At 56.4% G+C, this 20,108-nt stretch carries 17 protein-coding genes and 3 pseudogenes; 12 read left to right on the top strand and 8 right to left on the bottom strand.

The features are described 5' to 3' along the window. Positions 1-156: 156 nt before the first annotated feature. Complete coding sequence (locus CK911_RS10635; RefSeq protein ID WP_098969535.1) at positions 157-1,371, bottom strand: IS256 family transposase; 1,215 nt, start codon at positions 1,369-1,371, stop codon at positions 157-159. 516 nt (positions 1,372-1,887) lie between these two features. Between CK911_RS10635 and kduI the strand changes: the two genes are divergently transcribed. The 3 genes and pseudogenes from kduI to CK911_RS10620 all read left to right on the top strand — a co-directional run bounded on the left by kduI (position 1,888) and on the right by CK911_RS10620 (position 4,148). Beyond that, positions 1,888-2,724, top strand: coding sequence for a 5-dehydro-4-deoxy-D-glucuronate isomerase (gene kduI / locus CK911_RS10630; RefSeq protein ID WP_042020308.1), 837 nt, complete (start codon positions 1,888-1,890; stop codon positions 2,722-2,724). A gap of 84 nt (positions 2,725-2,808) precedes the next feature. Beyond that, positions 2,809-3,570, top strand: a complete 762-nt coding sequence (kduD, locus tag CK911_RS10625; RefSeq protein ID WP_098969908.1) for a 2-dehydro-3-deoxy-D-gluconate 5-dehydrogenase KduD — start codon at positions 2,809-2,811, stop codon at positions 3,568-3,570. Beyond that, positions 3,527-4,148 (top strand): annotated as a pseudogene (locus CK911_RS10620) (YgjV family protein). Before kduD ends, CK911_RS10620 begins: the two are co-directional and overlap by 44 nt. 73 nt (positions 4,149-4,221) lie before the next feature. Here CK911_RS10620 and kdgR read toward each other — a convergent pair. Further along, entirely contained in the window at positions 4,222-5,016 is a 795-nt protein-coding gene (gene kdgR, locus CK911_RS10615; RefSeq protein WP_042020313.1) for a DNA-binding transcriptional regulator KdgR, read from the bottom strand. A gap of 249 nt (positions 5,017-5,265) precedes the next feature. Here kdgR and CK911_RS10610 point away from each other — a divergent pair, with 249 nt between their 5' ends. The 7 genes and pseudogenes from CK911_RS10610 to CK911_RS10580 all read left to right on the top strand — a co-directional run. Then, on the top strand, positions 5,266-6,225 hold the full coding sequence (locus tag CK911_RS10610; protein WP_098969907.1) for a sugar kinase: 960 nt from the start codon (positions 5,266-5,268) through the stop codon (positions 6,223-6,225). After that, complete coding sequence (locus CK911_RS10605) at positions 6,209-6,829, top strand: bifunctional 4-hydroxy-2-oxoglutarate aldolase/2-dehydro-3-deoxy-phosphogluconate aldolase (protein ID WP_042657843.1); 621 nt, start codon at positions 6,209-6,211, stop codon at positions 6,827-6,829. The genes CK911_RS10610 and CK911_RS10605 overlap by 17 nt, the downstream gene beginning before the upstream one ends. A gap of 135 nt (positions 6,830-6,964) precedes the next feature. After that, positions 6,965-7,438 (top strand): YhcH/YjgK/YiaL family protein, encoded by a 474-nt coding sequence (locus tag CK911_RS10600; RefSeq protein ID WP_042020317.1) that lies wholly within the window; start codon positions 6,965-6,967, stop codon positions 7,436-7,438. Positions 7,439-7,500: 62 nt separating this feature from the next. Then, positions 7,501-8,496: a 2-keto-3-deoxygluconate transporter gene (gene kdgT, locus CK911_RS10595; protein WP_098969906.1), complete on the top strand. Its 996-nt coding sequence runs from the start codon at positions 7,501-7,503 to the stop codon at positions 8,494-8,496. Positions 8,497-9,021: 525 nt separating this feature from the next. Beyond that, a pseudogene (locus tag CK911_RS10590) lies at positions 9,022-9,453 on the top strand (phosphodiesterase); the annotation flags it as partial. Between the two features lie 76 nt (positions 9,454-9,529). Beyond that, positions 9,530-10,447 (top strand): IS5-like element ISAs4 family transposase, encoded by a 918-nt coding sequence (locus CK911_RS10585; RefSeq protein ID WP_098972507.1) that lies wholly within the window; start codon positions 9,530-9,532, stop codon positions 10,445-10,447. A 56-nt stretch (positions 10,448-10,503) separates the two neighbouring features. After that, positions 10,504-11,217 (top strand): annotated as a pseudogene (locus CK911_RS10580) (HD-GYP domain-containing protein); the annotation flags it as partial. Between the two features lie 150 nt (positions 11,218-11,367). Here the strand turns inward: CK911_RS10580 and CK911_RS10575 are convergent. From CK911_RS10575 to CK911_RS10550, 6 genes are all read right to left on the bottom strand, one after another. After that, positions 11,368-11,553, bottom strand: a complete 186-nt coding sequence (locus CK911_RS10575) for a hypothetical protein (protein ID WP_098969905.1) — start codon at positions 11,551-11,553, stop codon at positions 11,368-11,370. A 42-nt stretch (positions 11,554-11,595) separates the two neighbouring features. Next, positions 11,596-12,177, bottom strand: coding sequence for a NifB/NifX family molybdenum-iron cluster-binding protein (locus tag CK911_RS10570; protein WP_098969904.1), 582 nt, complete (start codon positions 12,175-12,177; stop codon positions 11,596-11,598). Then, positions 12,174-12,488, bottom strand: coding sequence for a DUF134 domain-containing protein (locus CK911_RS10565; protein WP_098969903.1), 315 nt, complete (start codon positions 12,486-12,488; stop codon positions 12,174-12,176). The genes CK911_RS10570 and CK911_RS10565 overlap by 4 nt, the downstream gene beginning before the upstream one ends. 226 nt (positions 12,489-12,714) lie before the next feature. After that, complete coding sequence (locus tag CK911_RS10560) at positions 12,715-13,896, bottom strand: dicarboxylate/amino acid:cation symporter (RefSeq protein ID WP_098969902.1); 1,182 nt, start codon at positions 13,894-13,896, stop codon at positions 12,715-12,717. Positions 13,897-14,088: 192 nt separating this feature from the next. Continuing rightward, complete coding sequence (locus CK911_RS10555; RefSeq protein ID WP_098969901.1) at positions 14,089-14,652, bottom strand: hypothetical protein; 564 nt, start codon at positions 14,650-14,652, stop codon at positions 14,089-14,091. A gap of 109 nt (positions 14,653-14,761) precedes the next feature. After that, positions 14,762-15,400: a TetR family transcriptional regulator gene (locus CK911_RS10550; protein ID WP_098969900.1), complete on the bottom strand. Its 639-nt coding sequence runs from the start codon at positions 15,398-15,400 to the stop codon at positions 14,762-14,764. Between the two features lie 140 nt (positions 15,401-15,540). Here CK911_RS10550 and CK911_RS10545 point away from each other — a divergent pair, with 140 nt between their 5' ends. Further along, positions 15,541-16,734, top strand: a complete 1,194-nt coding sequence (locus tag CK911_RS10545; protein WP_098969899.1) for an efflux RND transporter periplasmic adaptor subunit — start codon at positions 15,541-15,543, stop codon at positions 16,732-16,734. A gap of 17 nt (positions 16,735-16,751) precedes the next feature. Next, positions 16,752-19,901 (top strand): efflux RND transporter permease subunit, encoded by a 3,150-nt coding sequence (locus CK911_RS10540; RefSeq protein ID WP_098969898.1) that lies wholly within the window; start codon positions 16,752-16,754, stop codon positions 19,899-19,901. The last annotated feature ends 207 nt before the right edge of the window (positions 19,902-20,108 follow it).

Raw genomic sequence — 20,108 nt, 5'->3', positions numbered from 1 at the left:
ATGAGCAGGAAAGAGGAAGAACATGGCTGGGTGTTTTTTAATCTACCTGTCCAGTGACTCATGGGTATTTCTAATATTTGTATGGGGTGCGTTGGGGGGAGGTTGGTGAGTGCCTGATGAGAGCCTGTAAATGATTCTGTGTAACTGCCCACTCCATTACAGGTGACCGTTCAGGCGATCACCGAATTCGATAATAAAGCGATTTAGGGCAAGCTTCCAATTCTGGATCGGCATGGTCCATTTCTTGGAGGCTTGCTGTATCGCGAGAAACGCCACTTTTAGCGCCGAGTCGTCGGTCGGGAAGAGCTTCCTTTGCTTGGTCGCTTTACGCAGCACGCTGTTGAGTGACTCGATCGCATTAGTGGTGTAAATCACCTTCCGGATGGCGGGGGGATAATCGAACAGTGTGATCAGATTGGCCCAGTTACTCTGCCAGGAGCGCGTTATCTGCGGGTACTGGCTATCCCAGCGCTCGCCGAAGGCCGCCAGCGCCTGCTGAGCCTCACGTTCCGTCGCAGACTGGTAGAGCTGCTTCAGCTCCGCCGTCACCGCCTTGTAGTCCTTCCAGGAGACATAGCGCAGCGAGTTGCGCACCATGTGGACGATACACAGTTGAACCTTGGTCTGGGGATACTCCACAGCAATCGCATCAGGGAAGCCCTTGAGACCGTCTACACACGCAATCAGGATGTCTTCCAGGCCACGGTTCTTCAGCTCAGTCAGGACCGACAGCCAGAACTTTGCCCCTTCGGTCTCGGCCAGCCACAGGCCCAACAGCTCCTTGTGACCGTCCATATTGATGCCCAGTGCCAGATAGAGCGACTTGTTAATCACCCGCTGGTTCTCGCGGATCTTCAGCACAATGCAGTCCAGATAGACGATGGGATAGAGCGGATCCAGCGGTCGGTTTTGCCATTCGTGGACCTGCTCGATGACACGCTCGGTCACCTTCGATACCAGCCCCGCCGAGATGTCGGCGTCATACATCTCTTTGAACGCGTCAACGATATCCCGGGTGCTCAAACCCTTGGCGTAGAGGGAGAGGATCTGGTCGTCCATCTGAGTCAGGCGGGACTGGCCCTTGCGGACGAACTGAGGCTCGAAGGAGCTGTTGCGGTCACGAGGCGCCTGGATAGTGACCTCTCCGTGCTGCCCTTTTAGGCGCTTGGTGGAATAGCCATTGCGATTGTTGCCGGTCCCGCGGCCTTGTGGGGCGTGTTTCTGGTAGCCCAGATGCTCGTCCATCTCGGCATTAAGCGCGGTCTCGACGGTGAGCTTGATCAGCTGTTGGGTGAGGGTGCCGAGATCTTTTTCAGACTTGATGTCTTTTGCCAGCTCAGCGGCGAGTGCTTTGAGTTTGTCTTGGTCCATTTGCTTACCCACGAAGGTATCCTTTTGAAAAAGTTACTTATTCGTGGGCGGTTACACAATTGGATTTACAGGCTCCCTGATGAACCAGACTGAAAACTCACCACAATGTTGCCTTGTTCTGGCCTGCATTATACGCGTCAACCATAAACAAATGAGCCTATCCGCTAACCGCAAAGTGGGGCTTGTACAACACTCACTCTCTATCATCTTGGTACCCACGAATCACCTGGATGGAACTAAGAACGACTCACTATACAAAGAGAACTCAGCTCAGGGATGACTCCTGCACTCTCATCAGCTATTGCCATCCCCATATCGCTATTTACTGACTTGCCCCTGTGGCCCGACAAGCAACCGAGGTGTCAACCTCTTGGAATTAGCTCAGAATCACAAAATCAAAACAGCGTTTCACTTTTAAGTTGATGGTGTTTCCTTTTATTGGTATCGTGCGTTCCACAAAGTAAAGCGTAAGTACGCAGTCATTGATGCCCTAAAGGCCCTGAATTGAGGTTCATTATGCAAATTCGTCAAAGCATCCATAGCGACCATGCCAAGCAACTTGATACTCAGGGCCTGCGCCGTGAGTTTCTGGTTGAGGAGATCTTCACCCCGAACAAGCTGACCATGACCTACAGCCACATCGATCGCATCGTGTTCGGTGGCATGATGCCGGTTAACGGTCCGCTTGGCTTCTCAGACGAGCTAGGTAAGACCTTTGGTGTCAGCTATTTCCTCGAACGTCGTGAGCTTGGGCTTATCAACATCGGTGGCCCCGGTGTGGTTACTGTGGATGGAACCACCTTTGAAGTCGGTAATGCCGAAGCGCTTTACGTGGGACAGGGCGCTAGGGAGCTAAGTTTTGCCAGCGTCGATGCCTCGCAACCGGCCAAGTTTTACTACAACAGTGCTCCGGCCCACATGCATTTCCCGACCCGCAAAGTCACCAAGGAGCAGGCTTCCCCCAGCACCATCGGTGACGCGTCTACCAGCAACCGTCGCACCATCTACAAATACCTGGTGCCGGATGTACTGCCGACCTGCCAACTGGTAATGGGCATGACCCAGCTGGAGGAAGGCAGTTTGTGGAACACCATGCCTTGCCACACTCATGAGCGTCGTATGGAGGTCTACTTCTACTTCAACATGAAAGAGGATGCGGCTGTATTCCACATGATGGGCAAACCTGACGAGACTCGCCATTTGCTGATCCACAACGAGCAGGCAGTGATCTCGCCAAGTTGGTCCATTCACTCCGGGGTAGGTACCCAGGCTTATACCTTTATCTGGGGCATGGTCGGCGAGAATCAGGTGTTCGGTGACATGGATCATGTTGCCATCGAGGATCTGCGTTAATTCCCTTTATGTCCGGGCCCGCTTCAGACGGCCCGCATCACCACCATCAAGACTGTCACGCAGGGTGGCAGCAGAGGAAACAAGATGATTCTCAATGCATTCGATTTGAAGGGTAAGATTGCCATCGTGACCGGTTGCGACACCGGTTTGGGTCAGGGCATGGCGTTGGGCCTGGCTCAGGCAGGCTGTGACATCGTTGGTGTCAACATCGTCGAGCCTACCGACACCATTGCCAAGGTCGAGGCCATTGGCCGCCAGTTCCTTAGTCTCAAGGCCGATGTTAGCAAGGTTGATACCCTACCAGGTCTGGTGGATCAGGCCGTCTCTCGGTTTGGTCGTGTCGACATCCTGGTCAACAACGCTGGCATCATTCGCCGCGAAGATGCCATCAACTTCAGCGAGAAGGACTGGGATGATGTGATGAACATCAACATCAAGAGCGTCTTCTTCATGTCCCAGGCAGTTGCCAAACAGTTTATCGCTCAGGGCCATGGCGGCAAGATCATCAATATTGCCTCCATGCTCTCGTATCAGGGCGGGATCAGGGTGCCTTCCTACACCGCCTCCAAGAGCGGCGTGATGGGGATCACTCGCCTGCTGGCAAATGAATGGGCAAGCCAAGGTATCAACGTCAACGCCATCGCTCCCGGTTACATGGCCACCAACAATACGACTGCTCTGCGCGCAGATGAGGATCGCAATGCCGCCATTCTGGAACGGATCCCGGCCGGACGTTGGGGTGTACCCGATGACATGATGGGCCCGGCAGTCTTCCTTGCCTCTGCGGCTTCCGACTACATCAATGGTTACACAATCGCTGTGGATGGTGGCTGGTTGGCCCGCTGATCTCTTAAGATGCAACAAGGCGCCAATGGCGCCTTTTTTTGTTCAATCCTGTTACGGAATTTACCCTATGCATCTTGATACCCCTTGGCTGGCCCAGCTCCTTGGGTTGCTGGCTTGCGCTATCGGTGCCACCGCTTTTTTGCAACACCAGGATCAGAAATTGCGGCGGCACCTGACCCTTAATGGTGTACTTTTGGCTCTGCATTTTATGATGCTCGGTGCGACGGTCGCCGCCATAAACTGCCTGCTCGTGGGTCTCCGGATACCACCGAACGTTAAGCGTCATGTGGACCTTTATTGTGTTGGCTTGGGTGCTGGTGCTTCCTCAGCTGGAACATCCCATGCAATTGCTCACCCTGATGGGGACCACTTTGAGTACCTATACCCTGTTCAGATTGGATGGACTACCACTGCGAGGGTGCATGCTGGTCAGCAGTCTCTGTTGGGTGGTTCACAACCTCTGGGCTGGTTCGATTGGCGGGAGTCTGTTAGAGGGGATGTTCTTCGTCATCAATGGCTACACCATGGTTTCTCTCTACCGGCGCCAAGGTGTAGCGCCGCTCGATCGGGTTCGATAACCGGGAGCATTGAGTGGATGCCAGACTGGGCATCCACTCATATGATGAGGCTAAGGAGCTTAGGCCCTCAGCCTCAGTTCGAAGTAAAGGGGTAGTCGTGGTAGCCAAGTTCCGCCGAAATGCGGGCCGCAGATTCATGTAGCAAGCTAACAAGCTCGGCACGTTTGCTCTCTTCAAAACGTACTATCGGCAGTGACAAAGAGAGCCCGGTGATGATGCGTCCCATCCGGTTGTAGATAGGCACACCGAAGCAACGTAGCCCGTTCTCATTCTCTTCATTGTCTTCCGCATAGCCTTGCTCGCGCACTTGTGCCAGCTCAGCCAACAGGTCATCAATATTGGCCAGGGTATGTCCGGTGAAGCGCTCAAACGTCACTCCGGCCAACATGCTCCGCACCTCTTCTTCTGGTAGCCAAGCCATCATCACCTTGCCAAGCGCGGTGCTGTAGAGTGGGCAGCGGCGACCGATACGGGAGTACATACGCAGATTGTATTCGGAGTCGATCTTGTGCAGATAGACGACACTGTTTTCATCCAGTGCCCCTAGGTGCAGCGTTTCTTTGGTCAACTTACCCAAACGGTACATCTGGACATCAGCGATTTGGATCAAATCCTGGTGCTCCAGCGCTCTTCCACCCAGTTCGAAAAGCTTCAGACTAAGGGTGTACTTGTCAGTTTCCCCTTCCTGATTGACATAACCAAGTGTCTTCATTGTCTGCAAAAAACGATAAACAGTGCTTTTTGACATCATGATCCGCTGGGACAGCTCAGTCACTCCGATATCTTTTTGTTCACTCAAGGCCTGCAAGATACCGAACACTTTCAGTACTGACGAGACCGAATCCGGTGAGTTATCTACCGCTGACATCTATATCCCCTTATAAAATCTATCGTTTCATTATATTTGAAACAAGTGCGCAATCATAGCCAAGGTCGCAGCTACCTTACCTGATTACGGTATCAAACAGAACCATTTCAAGCGCTTCTCACGCCGGTCATCCTCCTCATGCTGAAGAACCTTTGCGTTCCGTCACAAATTAATGAAATGCTGTTTCAATTCATTTGATAGTTTCGTTTCATTAAATAGAATGGACCCATCATAAAAGTGGGAGGACATATGGCTATCAAGGTTGCCGTCATTGGCGAATGCATGATCGAGCTATCGGAGAGCAAGGTGAACATCGTCCGCCATTTCGGTGGAGATACGCTCAACACTGCGGTCTATCTGGCACGAGCCAACACTGAGCTGGCCGTACACTATGTGACCGCAATGGGAACCGATGCCATCAGCAATACCATGTTGCAGCTGTGGCAACAGGAAGGTGTCCATACCGATCTGGTGCAGCGTTTTGCTCACAAACTGCCCGGTCTCTACCTCATTGAAACTGACGAGCACGGCGAGCGGACCTTCCATTACTGGCGCAGCGATGCGGCTGCCCGTTATTGGTTGCAAGGCGATGAAGCGAAGCAGATCTGCCAGCAGTTGCACGAGTTTGACTACATCTATTTGAGTGGCATCAGCCTCGCCATCCTGTCCCAAGCAGACCGGGAAACCCTGCTACAACGTCTTGCCGAGTGTCGCACTGCCGGGGTGAAGATCGCCTTTGACAACAACTACCGGCCACGCCTTTGGGAAAGCAGGGAAGCGGCACAGCAGGCCTATCACGCCATGCTGTCGCTGACTGACCTTGCTTTCCTTACACTCGATGACGAGTACGCCTTGTGGGGAGATAGCCAGGTTGAGCAGACGCTGGCGCGGACTCAGGCCCTCGGCGTCAGTGAAATAGTTGTCAAACGCGGTGCTGAGTCCTGCCTCATCGTGCAGGACGAACGGTGCAATGAAGTACCCGCCGTGTCACTGGCACAGACGCAGGTGATAGACACTACGGCGGCTGGTGACTCGTTCAGCGCAGGTTACCTTGCCAAACGACTGGCCAACGCCTCGGTCAACGACTCAGCACACTATGCCCATCGACTGGCGAGCACGGTTATTCAGCATCGCGGCGCCATCATCCCTTTGCTGGCGATGCCAGCCACCACCAATGCCAGTGAGGAATCCCATGTCAGTATTGCTTGAACAACTGTCCAGCCTGAAGATCATCCCCGTCATCGCTATCAAGAATGCCGATGATGCAGTGGCCCTTGGTCAGGCTTTGATGGACAACGGCATGCCGAGCGCGGAAATCACCTTCCGCACTCCCGCTGCGGCCGATGCCATCCGCCAACTGCGCGCAGCCTTCCCCAACATGACCATCGGGGCGGGGACCGTGCTCACTACAGCCCAAGTGGATCAGGCTATAGAAGCAGGGGTGGATTTCATCGTCAGCCCAGGACTCAATCCACGGATCGTTCAGTATTGCCAGGCGCGAGGCGTGCCTATCATCCCGGGGGTCAACAATCCCAGCCTAGTTGAGCAAGCAATGGAGCTTGGCCTGCATACACTCAAGTTCTTCCCGGCAGAGGCATCCGGCGGGCTGGCCATGCTCAAGGCCCTGAGCGCCGTCTACCCCGTCACTTTCATGCCGACCGGCGGTATCAGCCCGAGTAATGTGAAGGATTATCTGGCCCAAGGGACCGTGTTTGCCTGCGGCGGTACCTGGATGGTCCCGGCTGATCTCATCGAGCGACGGGAGTGGGACAAGATTGGCTCGCTTGCACGGGATGCCATGGCGGCACTTTAACTCTCATTCGGGCCCGGCCACCGGGCCCATACCACAGATACGTAACGATAACTCCGATCTTACTCGCTCGATGGACGGCTCTCGCCTGTCTGTACCGACGATCAAGACGGACAACGTGACAAGGAAATCCGGATCATGATCATCGGTAATATGAATCAACTCGGAATGGCGATGTTACCCACTCCGTTATTGCAGCTTTTACAAAGAGAAGAGTGCTCCCATCAGCATTTACTGACTCAGCAAGATGGAAAATTCGACATAATCGAGAATGACGTTTTTTATCTTATTTCAAACCCAACCACTGCTCCTGAAGACAGCTTAAAGAGTGAATTTCATGATCAGTTTATCGATATTCAAATACTGTTGTGTGGCCAAGAGATAATCGCTACCAGCGCAGCCATTACCTCCCCATATTCATATCAGGAAACCAAGCCTGACTTGATCTTCATTGACCAAGATGAAATTACCAATCGGATACTACTTAGTGCAGGTGATTTCGCCATTTTTTATCCGGGTGAAGTTCATCGTCCGACTTGCCAAGTAAATACATCTGAAAAGATAAAAAAAGCCGTATTCAAGGTCAGCAAAACGTGGTTGGCCAATCAATAAAAACATTAAAAATACAGAGTTGAAATTTTTACGTTATTTCTTTTATCATTATTGAGGTCTATATGAAAATCAAACAGACGTTGGATAAAATTCCGGGGGGGATCATGCTGATCCCGCTGCTTCTGGGCGCAACTCTGAATACATTTGCTCCCGGTACCGCAGAGTATTATGGCGGCTTCACCAAAGGGATTATCACCGGTACAGTGCCAATCTTGGCAGTCTGGTTCTTCTGTATCGGCGCCTCCATCAATCTCAAAGCCACGGGTACCGTGATCCGAAAATCTGGTGTACTGGTAATCACCAAAATAGCGGTAGCCTGGTTGGTTGCAGTACTGGCATCCCAACTGCTACCTGAGCACGGTATTGAGGCCGGTCTGCTCGCGGGATTGTCCACTCTGGCTCTCGTCTCAGCTATGGATATGACTAACGGCGGTCTTTATGCCAGCCTGATGAACCAGTATGGCACCAAGGAAGAGTCCGGCGCGTTCGTGTTAATGTCTATCGAGTCTGGTCCCCTGATGACCATGGTCATCCTTGGTGCAACAGGGCTGGCCTCCTTCCAGGGCCACCATTTTGTTGGGGCGGTCCTACCTTTCCTTATCGGTTTTGCTCTTGGTAATTTGGACTCTGATCTGAAGGAGTTCTTCAGTAAAGCCACCGGTACTCTGATCCCCTTCTTCGGTTTTGCACTGGGCAATACCATCAACTTCTCAGTCATCATAGAGACTGGGTTACTTGGAATTTTGCTTGGCTTGGCAGTAATCGTTATCACCGGGATCCCGCTCATCTTCGCCGACAAGTGGCTGGCTGGTGGCAATGGTACTGCCGGGGTAGCGGCCTCTTCCACCGCCGGGGCTGCCGTCGCCAACCCGATGATCATCGCCCAGATGAACCCGGCGTTTGCACCTGTGGCTCAATCTGCAACCGCGCTGGTTGCAACCTGTGTGATCGTAACGGCTGTGCTAGTACCTATCCTTACTGCTATTTACAGTAAGAGGTTCTCGATTAAGGAAAATGTTATGGTCGACTCGGTTCAAGCTACATCACGCAGTGCCTGACATGATAATTTAATTGCACCAAGTTTATTTTATATATAATAAAGCCTCTGACATTCCTCATGTCAGAGGCTTTATTTATTTTCACTACGTAGTGAAAAATTGCTGATGATAACTCTGATCTGCGAACCCTAAACTTAATTTTAAGTGCCAATGTGGAAAGTTTATGTTTCCCCTAATGAGGGGACTCTATTAATAACCAAGCGTTTTTGGGCAACCCAAGGAGACGAATCCTACTTTGGGGGCCTGTTTTGTGTTGGACATCGCTCAATCACTCTTAGGTGGCTCTTCTTTAAGGGCGCGAATTTTACCGGAATGGTTAACCAAAAACTATACAGCCAGCATGGCAGAACCGAACAATATCTTCGATAAGGTCAAATCGTACCGGCTAATGCCAATGATGGCGCGATGTAAGGAGGATTAGTCCTGCTGTGCGCCCGACTACTATTGATTCCGTGGTTAATATGACAGGTCCGCCAGGATGGGGGTCACTATACTCCTATCAAAGCTGCACGGATGGAGATGGGGATGGAACATTCATTTGACGAGAGAGTGCAGAATCTGCACGCCACGCTCAGGCAGCGCTTTGACAAGTTGGGTCGGGTGGCCATCGCGATTTACGACCAGCATACGGATCAGCTCAAGACCTTTGCCCACAGCACCGAGGGGCACTCGCCGCTGGTGCAGTATGAGGTGAAGCTGAGCGATGTTCCCTCCCTGCGCTATCTGGCGGAGCACAAGCAGCCCCGGGTGCTCGGCAATCTCGATGCCCTGCGCGGCTCAGCATCGGAGCACAGCCGCAAGCTGCTGGAAGCGGGCTATGCCTCCAGTTATACCGAGCCACTGCTGTTCAACAGCAAGCTGTTTGGCTTTCTGTTTTGCGATGCGATGGAACCGGGCTATTTCAACGAGCCGATCCGCAGCGAGCTGTCAGCTTATGCCCAGATGGGCGTTGTTTCCTAAATCGATGCAGCTTGAATGGAACTAATTGAAAACCCAGTGCTCTGATCACCACCATCCCCCTCAAGTCTGCATCATGGGTAAAGTGCTTCACCCCATCACCAATTGGCCTCAATACAACAGGTCTTTGATCAACCGTGGCTCTCTCACTTTCTGGGTTGATGCCGAGGCCATGGATAACTGGTTTCACCAAGACCATCACGGAAAACGGGGACGCAGCCAGCTCTACACCGACCAGAGCATCTGTACCGTTCTGATGCTCAAAGGGATTTTCAGCCTCACGCTGCGAGCCACTCAGGGGCTACTCGACTCCCTGTTCGAGCTGATGAATGTGCCGCTGTGTGCCCCGGACTACAGCTGTGTCAGCAAGCGCGCACGCACAGTGAAGGTGGCCTATCGGCAGCCCCCCAAGGGGCGCATTACCGACCTGGTTATCGACTCGACGGGTCTGAAAGTGTTTGGTGAAGGCGAGTGGAAAGTCAGAAAACACGGCGCTGAGAAACGTCGAGTCTGGCGCAAGTTGCATCTGGCGGTAGATCCGGTGACTCACGATATCGTGGCGGCAGAAGTGTCGCTGAAGAATGTGCATGACGCGGAGGTGTTGCCGACCTTGCTCAATCCTCTGCGTCGCAAGCTGGGGCGTGTTTACGCGGATGGCGCCTATGACAGCAAAGCCAGCCATCGGTTGATTGCGCGTAAAGGGGCGACGGCGTGTATCCCGCCTCGCAAGAACGCAGGGCTATGGAAAAAGGGCCATCCGAGAAATGAGGCGGTGCAGGTGATGCGCAAGGAAGGGCTGGCGCACTGGAAGAAGATATCGGGGTATCACCGTCGTTCGCTGGCAGAGACAGCGATGTTCCGGTTCAAACAGTTAATGGCAGGCCAAATCACCCTGCGAAAATACAATGGTCAAGTGGGAGAAGTGATGGCGTATGTGAGCGCGATAAACAAACTGAACACCCTTGGCTTACCTGTCAGAAAGCCCCGAGTGTAGCGGTCACCCGGGGCTGGGGAAGTCATGACTTGCTGGCTGATTTGGGAAACAACGCCGCCCAGATGCTGTCGGCCATTATTGCGGTGGAGTTTTTCTCCATCCAGACCCTTGGCGGCGCGTTGACCACGGCGCGGGAGTTCAGCCGTTATCGGGATGAGGAGACCGCCAACCATCTGCACCGGATGTCTGCCTACTCCCGGCTGATTGCCAAGGCGCTGGCTCCCAGTTGCGGCCTGAGCGATGAGGAGGTGGAGTTTATCTATCTCTTTTCCGAGCTGCACGATATCGGCAAGATCGCGGTGCCGGATGCCATTTTGCTCAAGCCGGGCAAGCTGACGCCGGAAGAGTTCGAGATCATGAAGATCCACCCCGGCAAGGGGCGGGAGATGATCAGCCTGATGATCAACGAGTTTGGCCTCGATGGCATCCACCACACCGACATGCTGACCAACATCATCGCCAGCCATCATGAGCGCTTTGATGGCACCGGTTATCCGCAAGGGCTGGTGGGGGAGGCGATCCCGCTGGCTGCGCGCATCGTGACGGTGGCCGATGTGTTTGATGCCCTGACCAGCGAGCGCCCCTACAAGAGGGCCTGGCCGTTCGAGACGGCATTTGCCTATCTGGAGGAGCTTGCCGGTAGCCAGTTTGATCCCGCCTGTGTCGCCGCGGCCCTGCACAATAAGGCCGAGTTTTATGCCATCTATCAGCAGTATCAGGAGCTAGCTAGTTGGGCGGGCGTATCGGCCAGCGGCACGGAGTCGGGTTGACCTGTCGTGGTGAGCTCGGGGGGCAAAGCACAGGGTTAAGCATGACGAGGACGGAGTAACAAGAGAGGGGGCACCAGCAGGTGCCCCCTCTCTTTTATGCGCCTTCATTTTGCAGACGTTGTATCTATGGATATGGCGTCGGTGGCCAGGTTACTTTTTGGACGGCGGCTCGTTGATTTGGTAGAGGTGATCCGCGCAGGCGCTTGAGCATCCGCAGGGGCGCACCTCTTTATCCTCCCGCTTCTGGGCAAGCTGGTATTGGCGCCACCAGATGATGGTGCCCATGGCCAGGATCAGCACGAACGAGGCGAGCAGGCTCAACAACCAGATGGACATGATCTCTTCTCCTTGGTGGTGATGGAACGAGTCGTGATGGCATTAATGCTGATGGCAGCAACCGCTTTGTTGATCGCTGCCCTCACTGCCGTGGCAACAAGTATGGCCTTGCCGTGGACTGTCTGCCTGATTGTCACCACTGGCGCAACAGTGATTGGAACCACTGTTGCAACCACCATGACAATTGGTATGGCTGTGGCCTGCGCCGAGGGGTTGGATAGCCCGGATCGCCGCCTTGCTCTGATGACGGCGAGAGGGACGGCCCTGACTGGCATCTGTGAGCAGTTGCAGATTGGCGGGAGCTAGCAGCGCGGGTAGCGGCAGCCGGGCAGAGCGGCACTGCAGCACCCGGATATTGGCCGCCAGCAGGCGCCCTAGCATCCGCTCGCCGATATTGCGCACCACCACCTGACCCACCTGATGATGGGCGAGGGCGTCGAGCAGCCCTTGCTTGCCATGACAGCCCTCGGCGGTGGCCGGGTTGGCCAGGGTTGTGATGATGCTCCCCTCTGGGCTCAGAATTTGCAGCTGCTCGGCACGGGTAAAGTGTCCGGCCAGCAGTCCCTGACTCAGCATCAGGGCGCTGTTGCAGGGGTTGGTGGTCATGGTTGTGACAGCATTCATGTCGGCTCTTCTCCACGGGTTTGGGGGGCGGGCTCGGCGGGTTGCATCATCAATGCCTTGCCCAGACTCAGACACTCCACCACCTTGTAACGCCCTTTTTTCAGGATATTGGCCAGGGTCTGACGGGAGACCCCCATCACCAGGGCGGCCTCCTGCTGCTGCATTCCTTGAAGGTCGACGAGGCGCAATGCCTCGAACTCGTCAGGGGCCAGAGTGACCTGCTCCAGCTGATGCATGGGGCGGCCGTTGGGTTTGAAGCAGCTGTTGGCGGGGCGGCCACAGATCTGGCGGGCAATCTTGGGTCTTGGCATGGTGGCTCCTAATTGGCATATGCCACTTATACGCTTGTATCTGGCATATGCCAATAATTTTGTCGGTTGTAAGGGGTAATGGGAGTGCGGTGGGAGGCAGAGAGAGGCAGAGATAGGGGCAGAGGAGGAAAGAGAAAGACAGAGAAGGAGGCCGAAACGACGCAGGCCCGAACACTGTTCGGGCCTGCGGTTTTTACAGAGGATGGCGGGTGCCTTCCCGGCGAGCTTACGCCTGTTCGGCTTCGGCCACGGGGGCTGCACTCTCGCTGCCGTTGGCGAAGCGGTCGGCCCATAGGGCAATCACGCCGTCACCGGTGACGTTGCAGGCGGTGCCGAAGCTGTCCTGCGCCAGATAGAGGGCGATCATCAGGGCGATGGAGGCTTCACCGAAGCCGAGCATGGAGGTGAGCAGGCCCAGTGCCGACATCACGCCACCACCCGGAGCGCCCGGTGCGGCGATCATGATCACCCCCAGCATCATGATGAAGGGGAGCATGGTCTCGATGCCCGGAATGGCCAGATGCTCGGAGAGGAACATCACCGCGGTGGCACAGGTCACCAGCGTGATGGTGGATCCGCACAGGTGAATGGTGGCGCACAGCGGCACGGTAAAGTTGGCGATACCATCGCTCACCCCGTTGTTCTTGCTCGATTGCAGGGCGACTGGAATGGTGGCGGCGCTCGACATGGTCCCCAGCGCGGTGAAGTAGGCGGGCAGCATGTTCTTGATGAGCTGGGCCGGTGAGCGGCCAAGGGCCAGACCTGTGCCGATAAACAGCACGGAGAGCCAGATCCAGTGCATCAGGATCGCCATCACCAGCACCACGCCGAAGGTTTTCAGGGTGGCGAACACAGTGCCTTCTACCGTCATCTCGACAAAGACCCCGGCGATATAGAACGGCAGCAGCGGGATGATCACCTTGGCCAGCAGGCGGTCGATGATGTCACGGCCCTGATCGGCGACCCGGCGCAGATCGGTGGCCTGGGTAGCGCTGATGCCGATGCCGAACACGAAGGCGGCGGCCAGTGCCGACATCACGCCAAACAGCGGCGGGATCTCCAGATTGACGTAGGAGGAGAGCTTGATAGCCGTGGCCGTGGTGGGCTCGGCGGCGGTGGTCAGCTGCGGGATCAGGTGGCTCGCCACAGTAAAGGCGAACAGTCCCGCCAGAATGGTGGAGCAGTAGGAGAGGGCCACGGTTTTGCCCAGCAGCTTGCCGGAGTTTTTCGGCAGGCTGGCGATGCCGCTCATGATAAAGAACAGAATGATGAGCGGAATGGTGAAGGTGATCAGCTGACCTATCACCGTCTTGGCCGTAAACAGCACGCGCGCCATCCACTCAGGGGCGTAGAGACCGAGCAAGAGACCGGCAAGGATGCCAGCAATGAGTTTCAGGACAAGTTTCATAAGGAAATCCGGAGTTGGTTGTATTGTCTGTCTTGTTATTAATTTTTGATATTAATCACACTTTTTAACACAGAAACCGTGTTATGTCTGCCTTCACTGCGTTAACACCGAGTTAAATATTGTCGAAAGCTATGAGAGTAGACTTGCTGTCGGTTTGGCGTTGAACTGAAAAATCCGTGATGAATTAGCCCGTTAGGAGGCGGGATGATCGCCACGCAGCAACATGACGTAGTGGCTGGCGTTTTTACTGGCGTATGGTGGTGTGCTGGCAGATACGGCCCCCATCGGGGCCAGTTGCAGCGCTATCCCGGATGTGGTGACTAGCTGCTGTAGATACTGCATCAGCTGGTCGAGGATCATTTCGCCGGTTGGCTGCAGGGGGAAACAGAGCGGGGCACCCGCTTTGAGCAGGGTCGCTAGCTGTTGCAACAGGGGGACGAGGGTGGCCGCTTCGCTATCAAGAGGGCGACTTAGCCAGATACCATCGTAAGGGAGCACCGAGTGCATCCGCGCGAGGGTGCCGACCCGCACCGCTTGTCCGGATTGCTGCGAGGCAACTTTGGCGTCGGTCAGCACCGCTTCACAGGCGGTGACCACATATCCTTCAGCACGCAGCCAGCGCAGATCCTCCCCCGTACCGCACTGACCATTGAGCAGATGGGCGCCGGGTTTGAGGTGCGCCACAAAGGCGGCCCGAATAGGGGCGTGCTGGTCGTGCAATGGTTGGGGAGTGGGAATGGCGTCAGAGTGTGGCACAGGGGTTACCTCAAGCAGGGGGCGCACACTTTAACAAATCGGGGCCTGACTGCCAAAGCGTGCGCTCAGGCCCCGATGTGCAGGGATGTGTTGGGATTACCGGAACCTGTTAGTGGCCGCAGGCAGGCCCGTTGGGTTGGACCAGCATGGTGAACATGCTCTCTATCAGGAAGCTGGACTCGCTCTGCAGGTCGATCCGCCCGGGAAAGTGGAGCCAGTTGATGATGTAGCCATCCAGGGTGCAGTGGAGCAGGGTGGCGGCGCGCTGCAGGTTGAGGTTGGCGGGCAGCTGGCCCCAGCGTATCGCGTTGGCCAGGGTTGTCTCCAGATCCCGAAAAAAGTGGCCGGACTGGCTGCGAATATGTTCGCGCAATGAGATGGCTTCCCCCTCCAGCGATTCGAGATTGAACAGGATGGTGAACATCTGCCGCTGGGCCGGATTGTGAATGAAGCTGTGGAGCACCCCTTCAAAGAAGAGGCGCAGTTGTCCCAGCGGATCTGGTTCGTCTGGATTGAGGCAGGCATCGAGCTGGTGGGCGAGGGGGCTGCAGAGCTCCTCCCAGAGCGAAATGAAGAGTTCGTCCTTGTTCTTGAAGTGCCAATAGATGGCCCCACGGGTCAGGTCTGCCGCCCTGGCGATGTCGGTCAGGCTGGTCTTGGCCAGGCCCTGAGAGCAGAACAGATTCAGCGCCGTGTTCATGATATGGCCGCGGGTTTGCTGCGCCTCTTCTTTGGTTCGTCTGGCCATTGAAATCTATGCCTCATGCAAGCAAAAAGTCACTTACATACATTTATGAATGTATGTATATTGCCTCAACTTTAGACTATTTACCAACAGGGCCCATGCGGCCCTGATTGTTCATTGACTGGCAAAGGCTCAGGTGTTTCATGCATAAACATATTCTTGCTCGTTCAGTTGGTCTTGCCTTGCTGGCTACAGGCTTGCTGGCAGGTTGTGGTGACAAGGGGGGCGCACCCCAGGGACAGGGCGGCATGCCCCCCGCTGCGGTCAACGTAGTGACCCTGCAGAGCGGCCCGCTGATGTTGACCACCGAGTTGACCGGCCGCAGCGCCCCGCTGCGGGTGGCCGAAGTGCGTCCGCAAGTGAGCGGCATCATCCTCAAGCGCCTCTTTACCGAGGGAAGCGATGTGAAGGCAGGCGATCTGCTCTATCAGATCGATCCGTCTGTCTATCAGGCTGCGGTCGCCAGCGCCAGGGCCAATGTGGCCAAGGCCGAGGCCAACGAGCAGAGTGCCCGCCTCAAAGCCAAACGTTATCAGGAGCTGCTCAAAGTCAACTCCATCAGCCGTCAGGACTATGACGACGCCGACGCCAGCTGGAAGCAGGCCAAGGCGGAGATCATGGCGAGCAAGGCTGCCCTGCGCACCGCCGAGATCAATCTCGGTTACACCCGCATCACCGCCCCCATCAGCGGCCGCATCGGCAAATCCGCGGTGACCGAGGGTGCGCTGGTGACTGCCCAGCAGGCGGATAGCTTCACTGCCATCCAGCAGCTCGATCCCATGTATGTGGATGTGCGTCAGTCCACCGCCGATCTGCTGCGCCTCAAGCGACTGGTCGCCGAGGGCAAGCTGACTCAAGACGAACAGAAAGGGGCCAAGGTGACCTTCCAGCTGGAAGATGGCTCCACATATAGCGAAGAGGGCTCGTTGCAGTTCTCCGACGTGACCGTGGATGAGACCTCCGGCATGGTGACCCTGCGGGTGATTGTGCCCAACCCTCATCAACTGCTGCTGCCGGGCATGTTTATGCGCGCCACCCTGCAAGAGGGTGAGCGGGCGCAAGGATTGCTGGTGCCGCAAACCGCGGTTTCCCGCACCCCCAATGGCGGAGCCACCGTGATGGTGGTGACCGCTGACAACAAGGTGGAGCTGCGCAATGTGCAGCTGAGCCGGGTCGTTGGCAGCAACTGGGTGGTGGAGTCAGGGCTCACCTCCGGCGAGCGGGTGATCGTGGCTGGTTTGCAGAAAGTACGACCGGGCGCCGTGGTTAATCCCGCTGAGCAGGGTGCTGATGCGCCGTCTGCTCAAGCGTCTTCCAACACCCCGGCCAACAAGTAGGATGGAGTAATCGCCTCATGGCTCGATTTTTTATAGACAGACCCATTTTTGCCTGGGTGATCGCGCTGGTGATCATGCTGGCGGGCAGCCTGGCCATCATCAAATTGCCGGTCGCCCAGTATCCGAGCATTGCGCCGCCTGCTGTCGGTATTTCCGCCAGCTATCCGGGCGCATCCGCCAAAACGGTGGAAGACTCGGTGACCCAGATCATCGAACAAAACATGACCGGGCTGGATCACCTGCTCTACATGTCCTCCCAGTCTGACTCCGCGGGTCGGGTGTCGGTGACCCTGACCTTCCAGCCGGGGACCGATCCCGATATCGCCCAGGTGCAGGTGCAGAACAAGCTGCAGCAAGCGATGTCACTGCTGCCGCAAGAGGTGCAGCAGCAGGGGATCCGGGTACAGAAGACCTCCAGCAGCTTCCTGATGGTCGCGGCGTTCATCTCCAGCGATGGCAGCATGAACAACGACGACCTGGCGGATTATGTGGTCTCCAACATCAAGGAGCCCCTGAGTCGTCTGGACGGGGTAGGGGATATCACCTTGTTCGGCAGCCAATACTCCATGCGGGTGTGGCTCGATCCCAACAAGCTCAACCGAGTGCAGATGACCCCGGGTGATGTGCAGGCGGCTATCAAGGCGCAGAACGCCCAGGTGGCGTTCGGCAAGCTGGGTGGCACTCCGTCGGTGAACGATCAGCAGTTCACCGCCACCATCATGGGGCAGACTCGTCTCTCTACCGTGGAGCAGTTCAACGATATCCTGCTGCGGGTGAATCAGGATGGCTCCAAGGTGCGGCTCAAAGACGTGGCCCGGGTCGAGCTGGCGGGTGAAAGCTATGACGCCGAGGCGCTCTACAATGGCCAGTCCACCGCGGCAGTCGCCATCAAGCTGGCCACCGGCGCCAACGCGCTGGATACCGCGGAGAAGGTGCGCGCCAAGCTCGACGAGCTGTCGGACTACTTCCCGGCCAACATGAAGATCGTCTATCCCTACGACACCACGCCGTTTGTGAAGATCTCCATCGAGGAGGTGGTGCAGACCCTGATCGAGGCGATCTTCCTGGTGTTCTGCGTCATGTATCTGTTCCTGCAGAACTTCCGCGCCACCCTGATCCCGACCATTGCGGTGCCGGTGGTGCTGCTCGGTACCTTCGGGGTGATGGCGGCGTTTGGCTTCTCCATCAACACCCTCACCATGTTCGGTATGGTGCTGGCCATCGGCCTGTTGGTGGATGACGCCATCGTGGTAGTGGAGAACGTGGAGCGGCTGATGAGCGAGGAGGATCTCTCCCCGCTGGAAGCGACCCGCAAGTCGATGACCCAGATCACCGGCGCACTGGTGGGGATCGCCCTGGTGCTCTCCGCCGTGTTCGTGCCGATGGCCTTCTTCGGCGGCTCGACCGGTGCCATCTATCGCCAGTTCTCGCTGACCATCGTCTCGGCCATGGTGCTGTCGGTGCTGGTGGCGTTGATCCTGACCCCGGCGCTCTGTGCCACCCTGCTCAAGCCGATGAAACATGGCGAGTTTGGTGCCAAGCGCGGCTTCTTTGGCTGGTTCAACCGCGCCTTTGATGCCGGTACCAACCGCTATCAGCGCGGCGTGCGCAAGGTGATCAAGCAGGGTGTGCGCTACAGCCTGATCTACGGTGCCATGCTGGCGGTACTGGCAGTGCTCTTTATGCGGATGCCCACCTCCTTCCTGCCGGAAGAAGACCAGGGGGTCATCATGTCCATGGTGCAACTGCCGGTGGGGGCTACCAAGCAGCGCACCGAGGTGGTGCTGGCGGACATGCGCGACTACTTCCTGAAAAACGAGAAGGATAACGTCGACTCCGTACTGACCGTGTCGGGCTTCAGCTTCGCCGGTAGCGGCCAGAACGCGGGCATGGCCTTTATCAAGCTCAAGGACTGGAGCGAGCGCAAGAGCCCGGATCGCAGCGCCAATGCCATTATCGGTCGCGCCATGGGCTATCTGTTCAGTATCAAGGAGGCGCAAGTGTTCGCCTTCAACCTGCCTCCGATCCCGGAGCTGGGTACGGCGACCGGCTTTGACTTCTTCCTGCAGGATCGCGGCGGCATCGGTCACGACAAGCTGATGGCGGCGCGCAACCAGCTGCTCGGCATGGCGGCGCAGGATCCCAATCTGGTGCGGGTGCGCCCAAACGGGATGGAAGATACGCCGCAGCTCGATATCAAGATCGACTACGAGAAGGCGCTGGCGCAGGGGCTCTCCATCGCGGACATCAACAACACCCTGGCCGCAGCCTGGGGTTCGTCCTACGTCAATGATTTCGTCGACCGGGGCCGGATCAAGAAGGTCTACCTGCAGGCGGATGCTCCCTTCCGGATGAACCCGGAAGATCTGAAGCTCTGGTATGTGCGCAACGCCGCTGGCCAGATGGTGCCCTTCTCTGCCTTTGCCAGCAGCGAGTGGAGCTTCGGCTCGCCGCGTCTGGAGCGTTACAACGGCGTACCGGCGATGGAGATCGTCGGGGAAGCGGCGCCCGGCAAGAGTACCGGTGATGCCATGGCCGCCATCGAGCAGATGGTGAAACAGCTGCCGGAAGGGGTGGGTATCGAGTGGACCGGGCTCTCTTTCCAGGAGCGTCAGGCTGGTTCACAGGCCCCCGCGCTCTACGCCATCTCTTTGCTGGTGGTGTTCCTCTGTCTGGCGGCCCTCTACGAGAGCTGGAGCATTCCGTTCTCGGTGATGCTGGTGGTGCCGCTCGGGGTGCTGGGGGCCATTCTGGCTGCCACCCTGCGCGGGCTGGAGAACGATGTTTACTTCCAGGTCGGCCTGCTGACTACCATCGGCTTGTCGGCGAAGAACGCGATTTTGATCGTGGAATTTGCCAAAGAGCTCTATGACAAGGGGATGGGGTTGGGTGAAGCCGTGGTGGAGGCGGCGCGTCTGCGTCTGCGCCCGATCCTGATGACCTCGCTCGCCTTTATCCTCGGGGTGCTGCCGCTGGTGATCAGCTCCGGCGCTGGCGCCAGCAGCCGCAACGCCATCGGTACCGGCGTGATGGGGGGAATGATCAGCGCCACCGTGCTGGCCATCTTCTTTGTACCGCTGTTCTTCGTGTTGGTGATGCGTTACTTCACCAAACACAGCAGCAAAGAAGAGCGCCTGACCCATGCCGATGAGTCAAAACATGACTGATGGCATGCAGGCGAGGCAGATCTGAGCTGCGTGCAATAAACCGCCAGCTTGATTTGACCTCGCTGACTACTAAACAGGGCAACCCCATGGGTTGCCCTGTTTTTCTGAGCTTGCCGAGATGTTCGTTTTAGCGATTGTTGAAATAAGTAGCAGAACGTACGAGCAGGCTGTGATCGGCCTCGTGTTCAGCTTCAAATTGACCCCCAA

Source organism: Aeromonas sp. CU5, assembly GCF_002586745.1.
Lineage (GTDB): Bacteria > Pseudomonadota > Gammaproteobacteria > Enterobacterales > Aeromonadaceae > Aeromonas > Aeromonas sobria.
The sequence above is the reverse complement of the archived record's forward strand: the minus strand, read 5'-3'. Positions and strand labels throughout refer to the sequence as shown.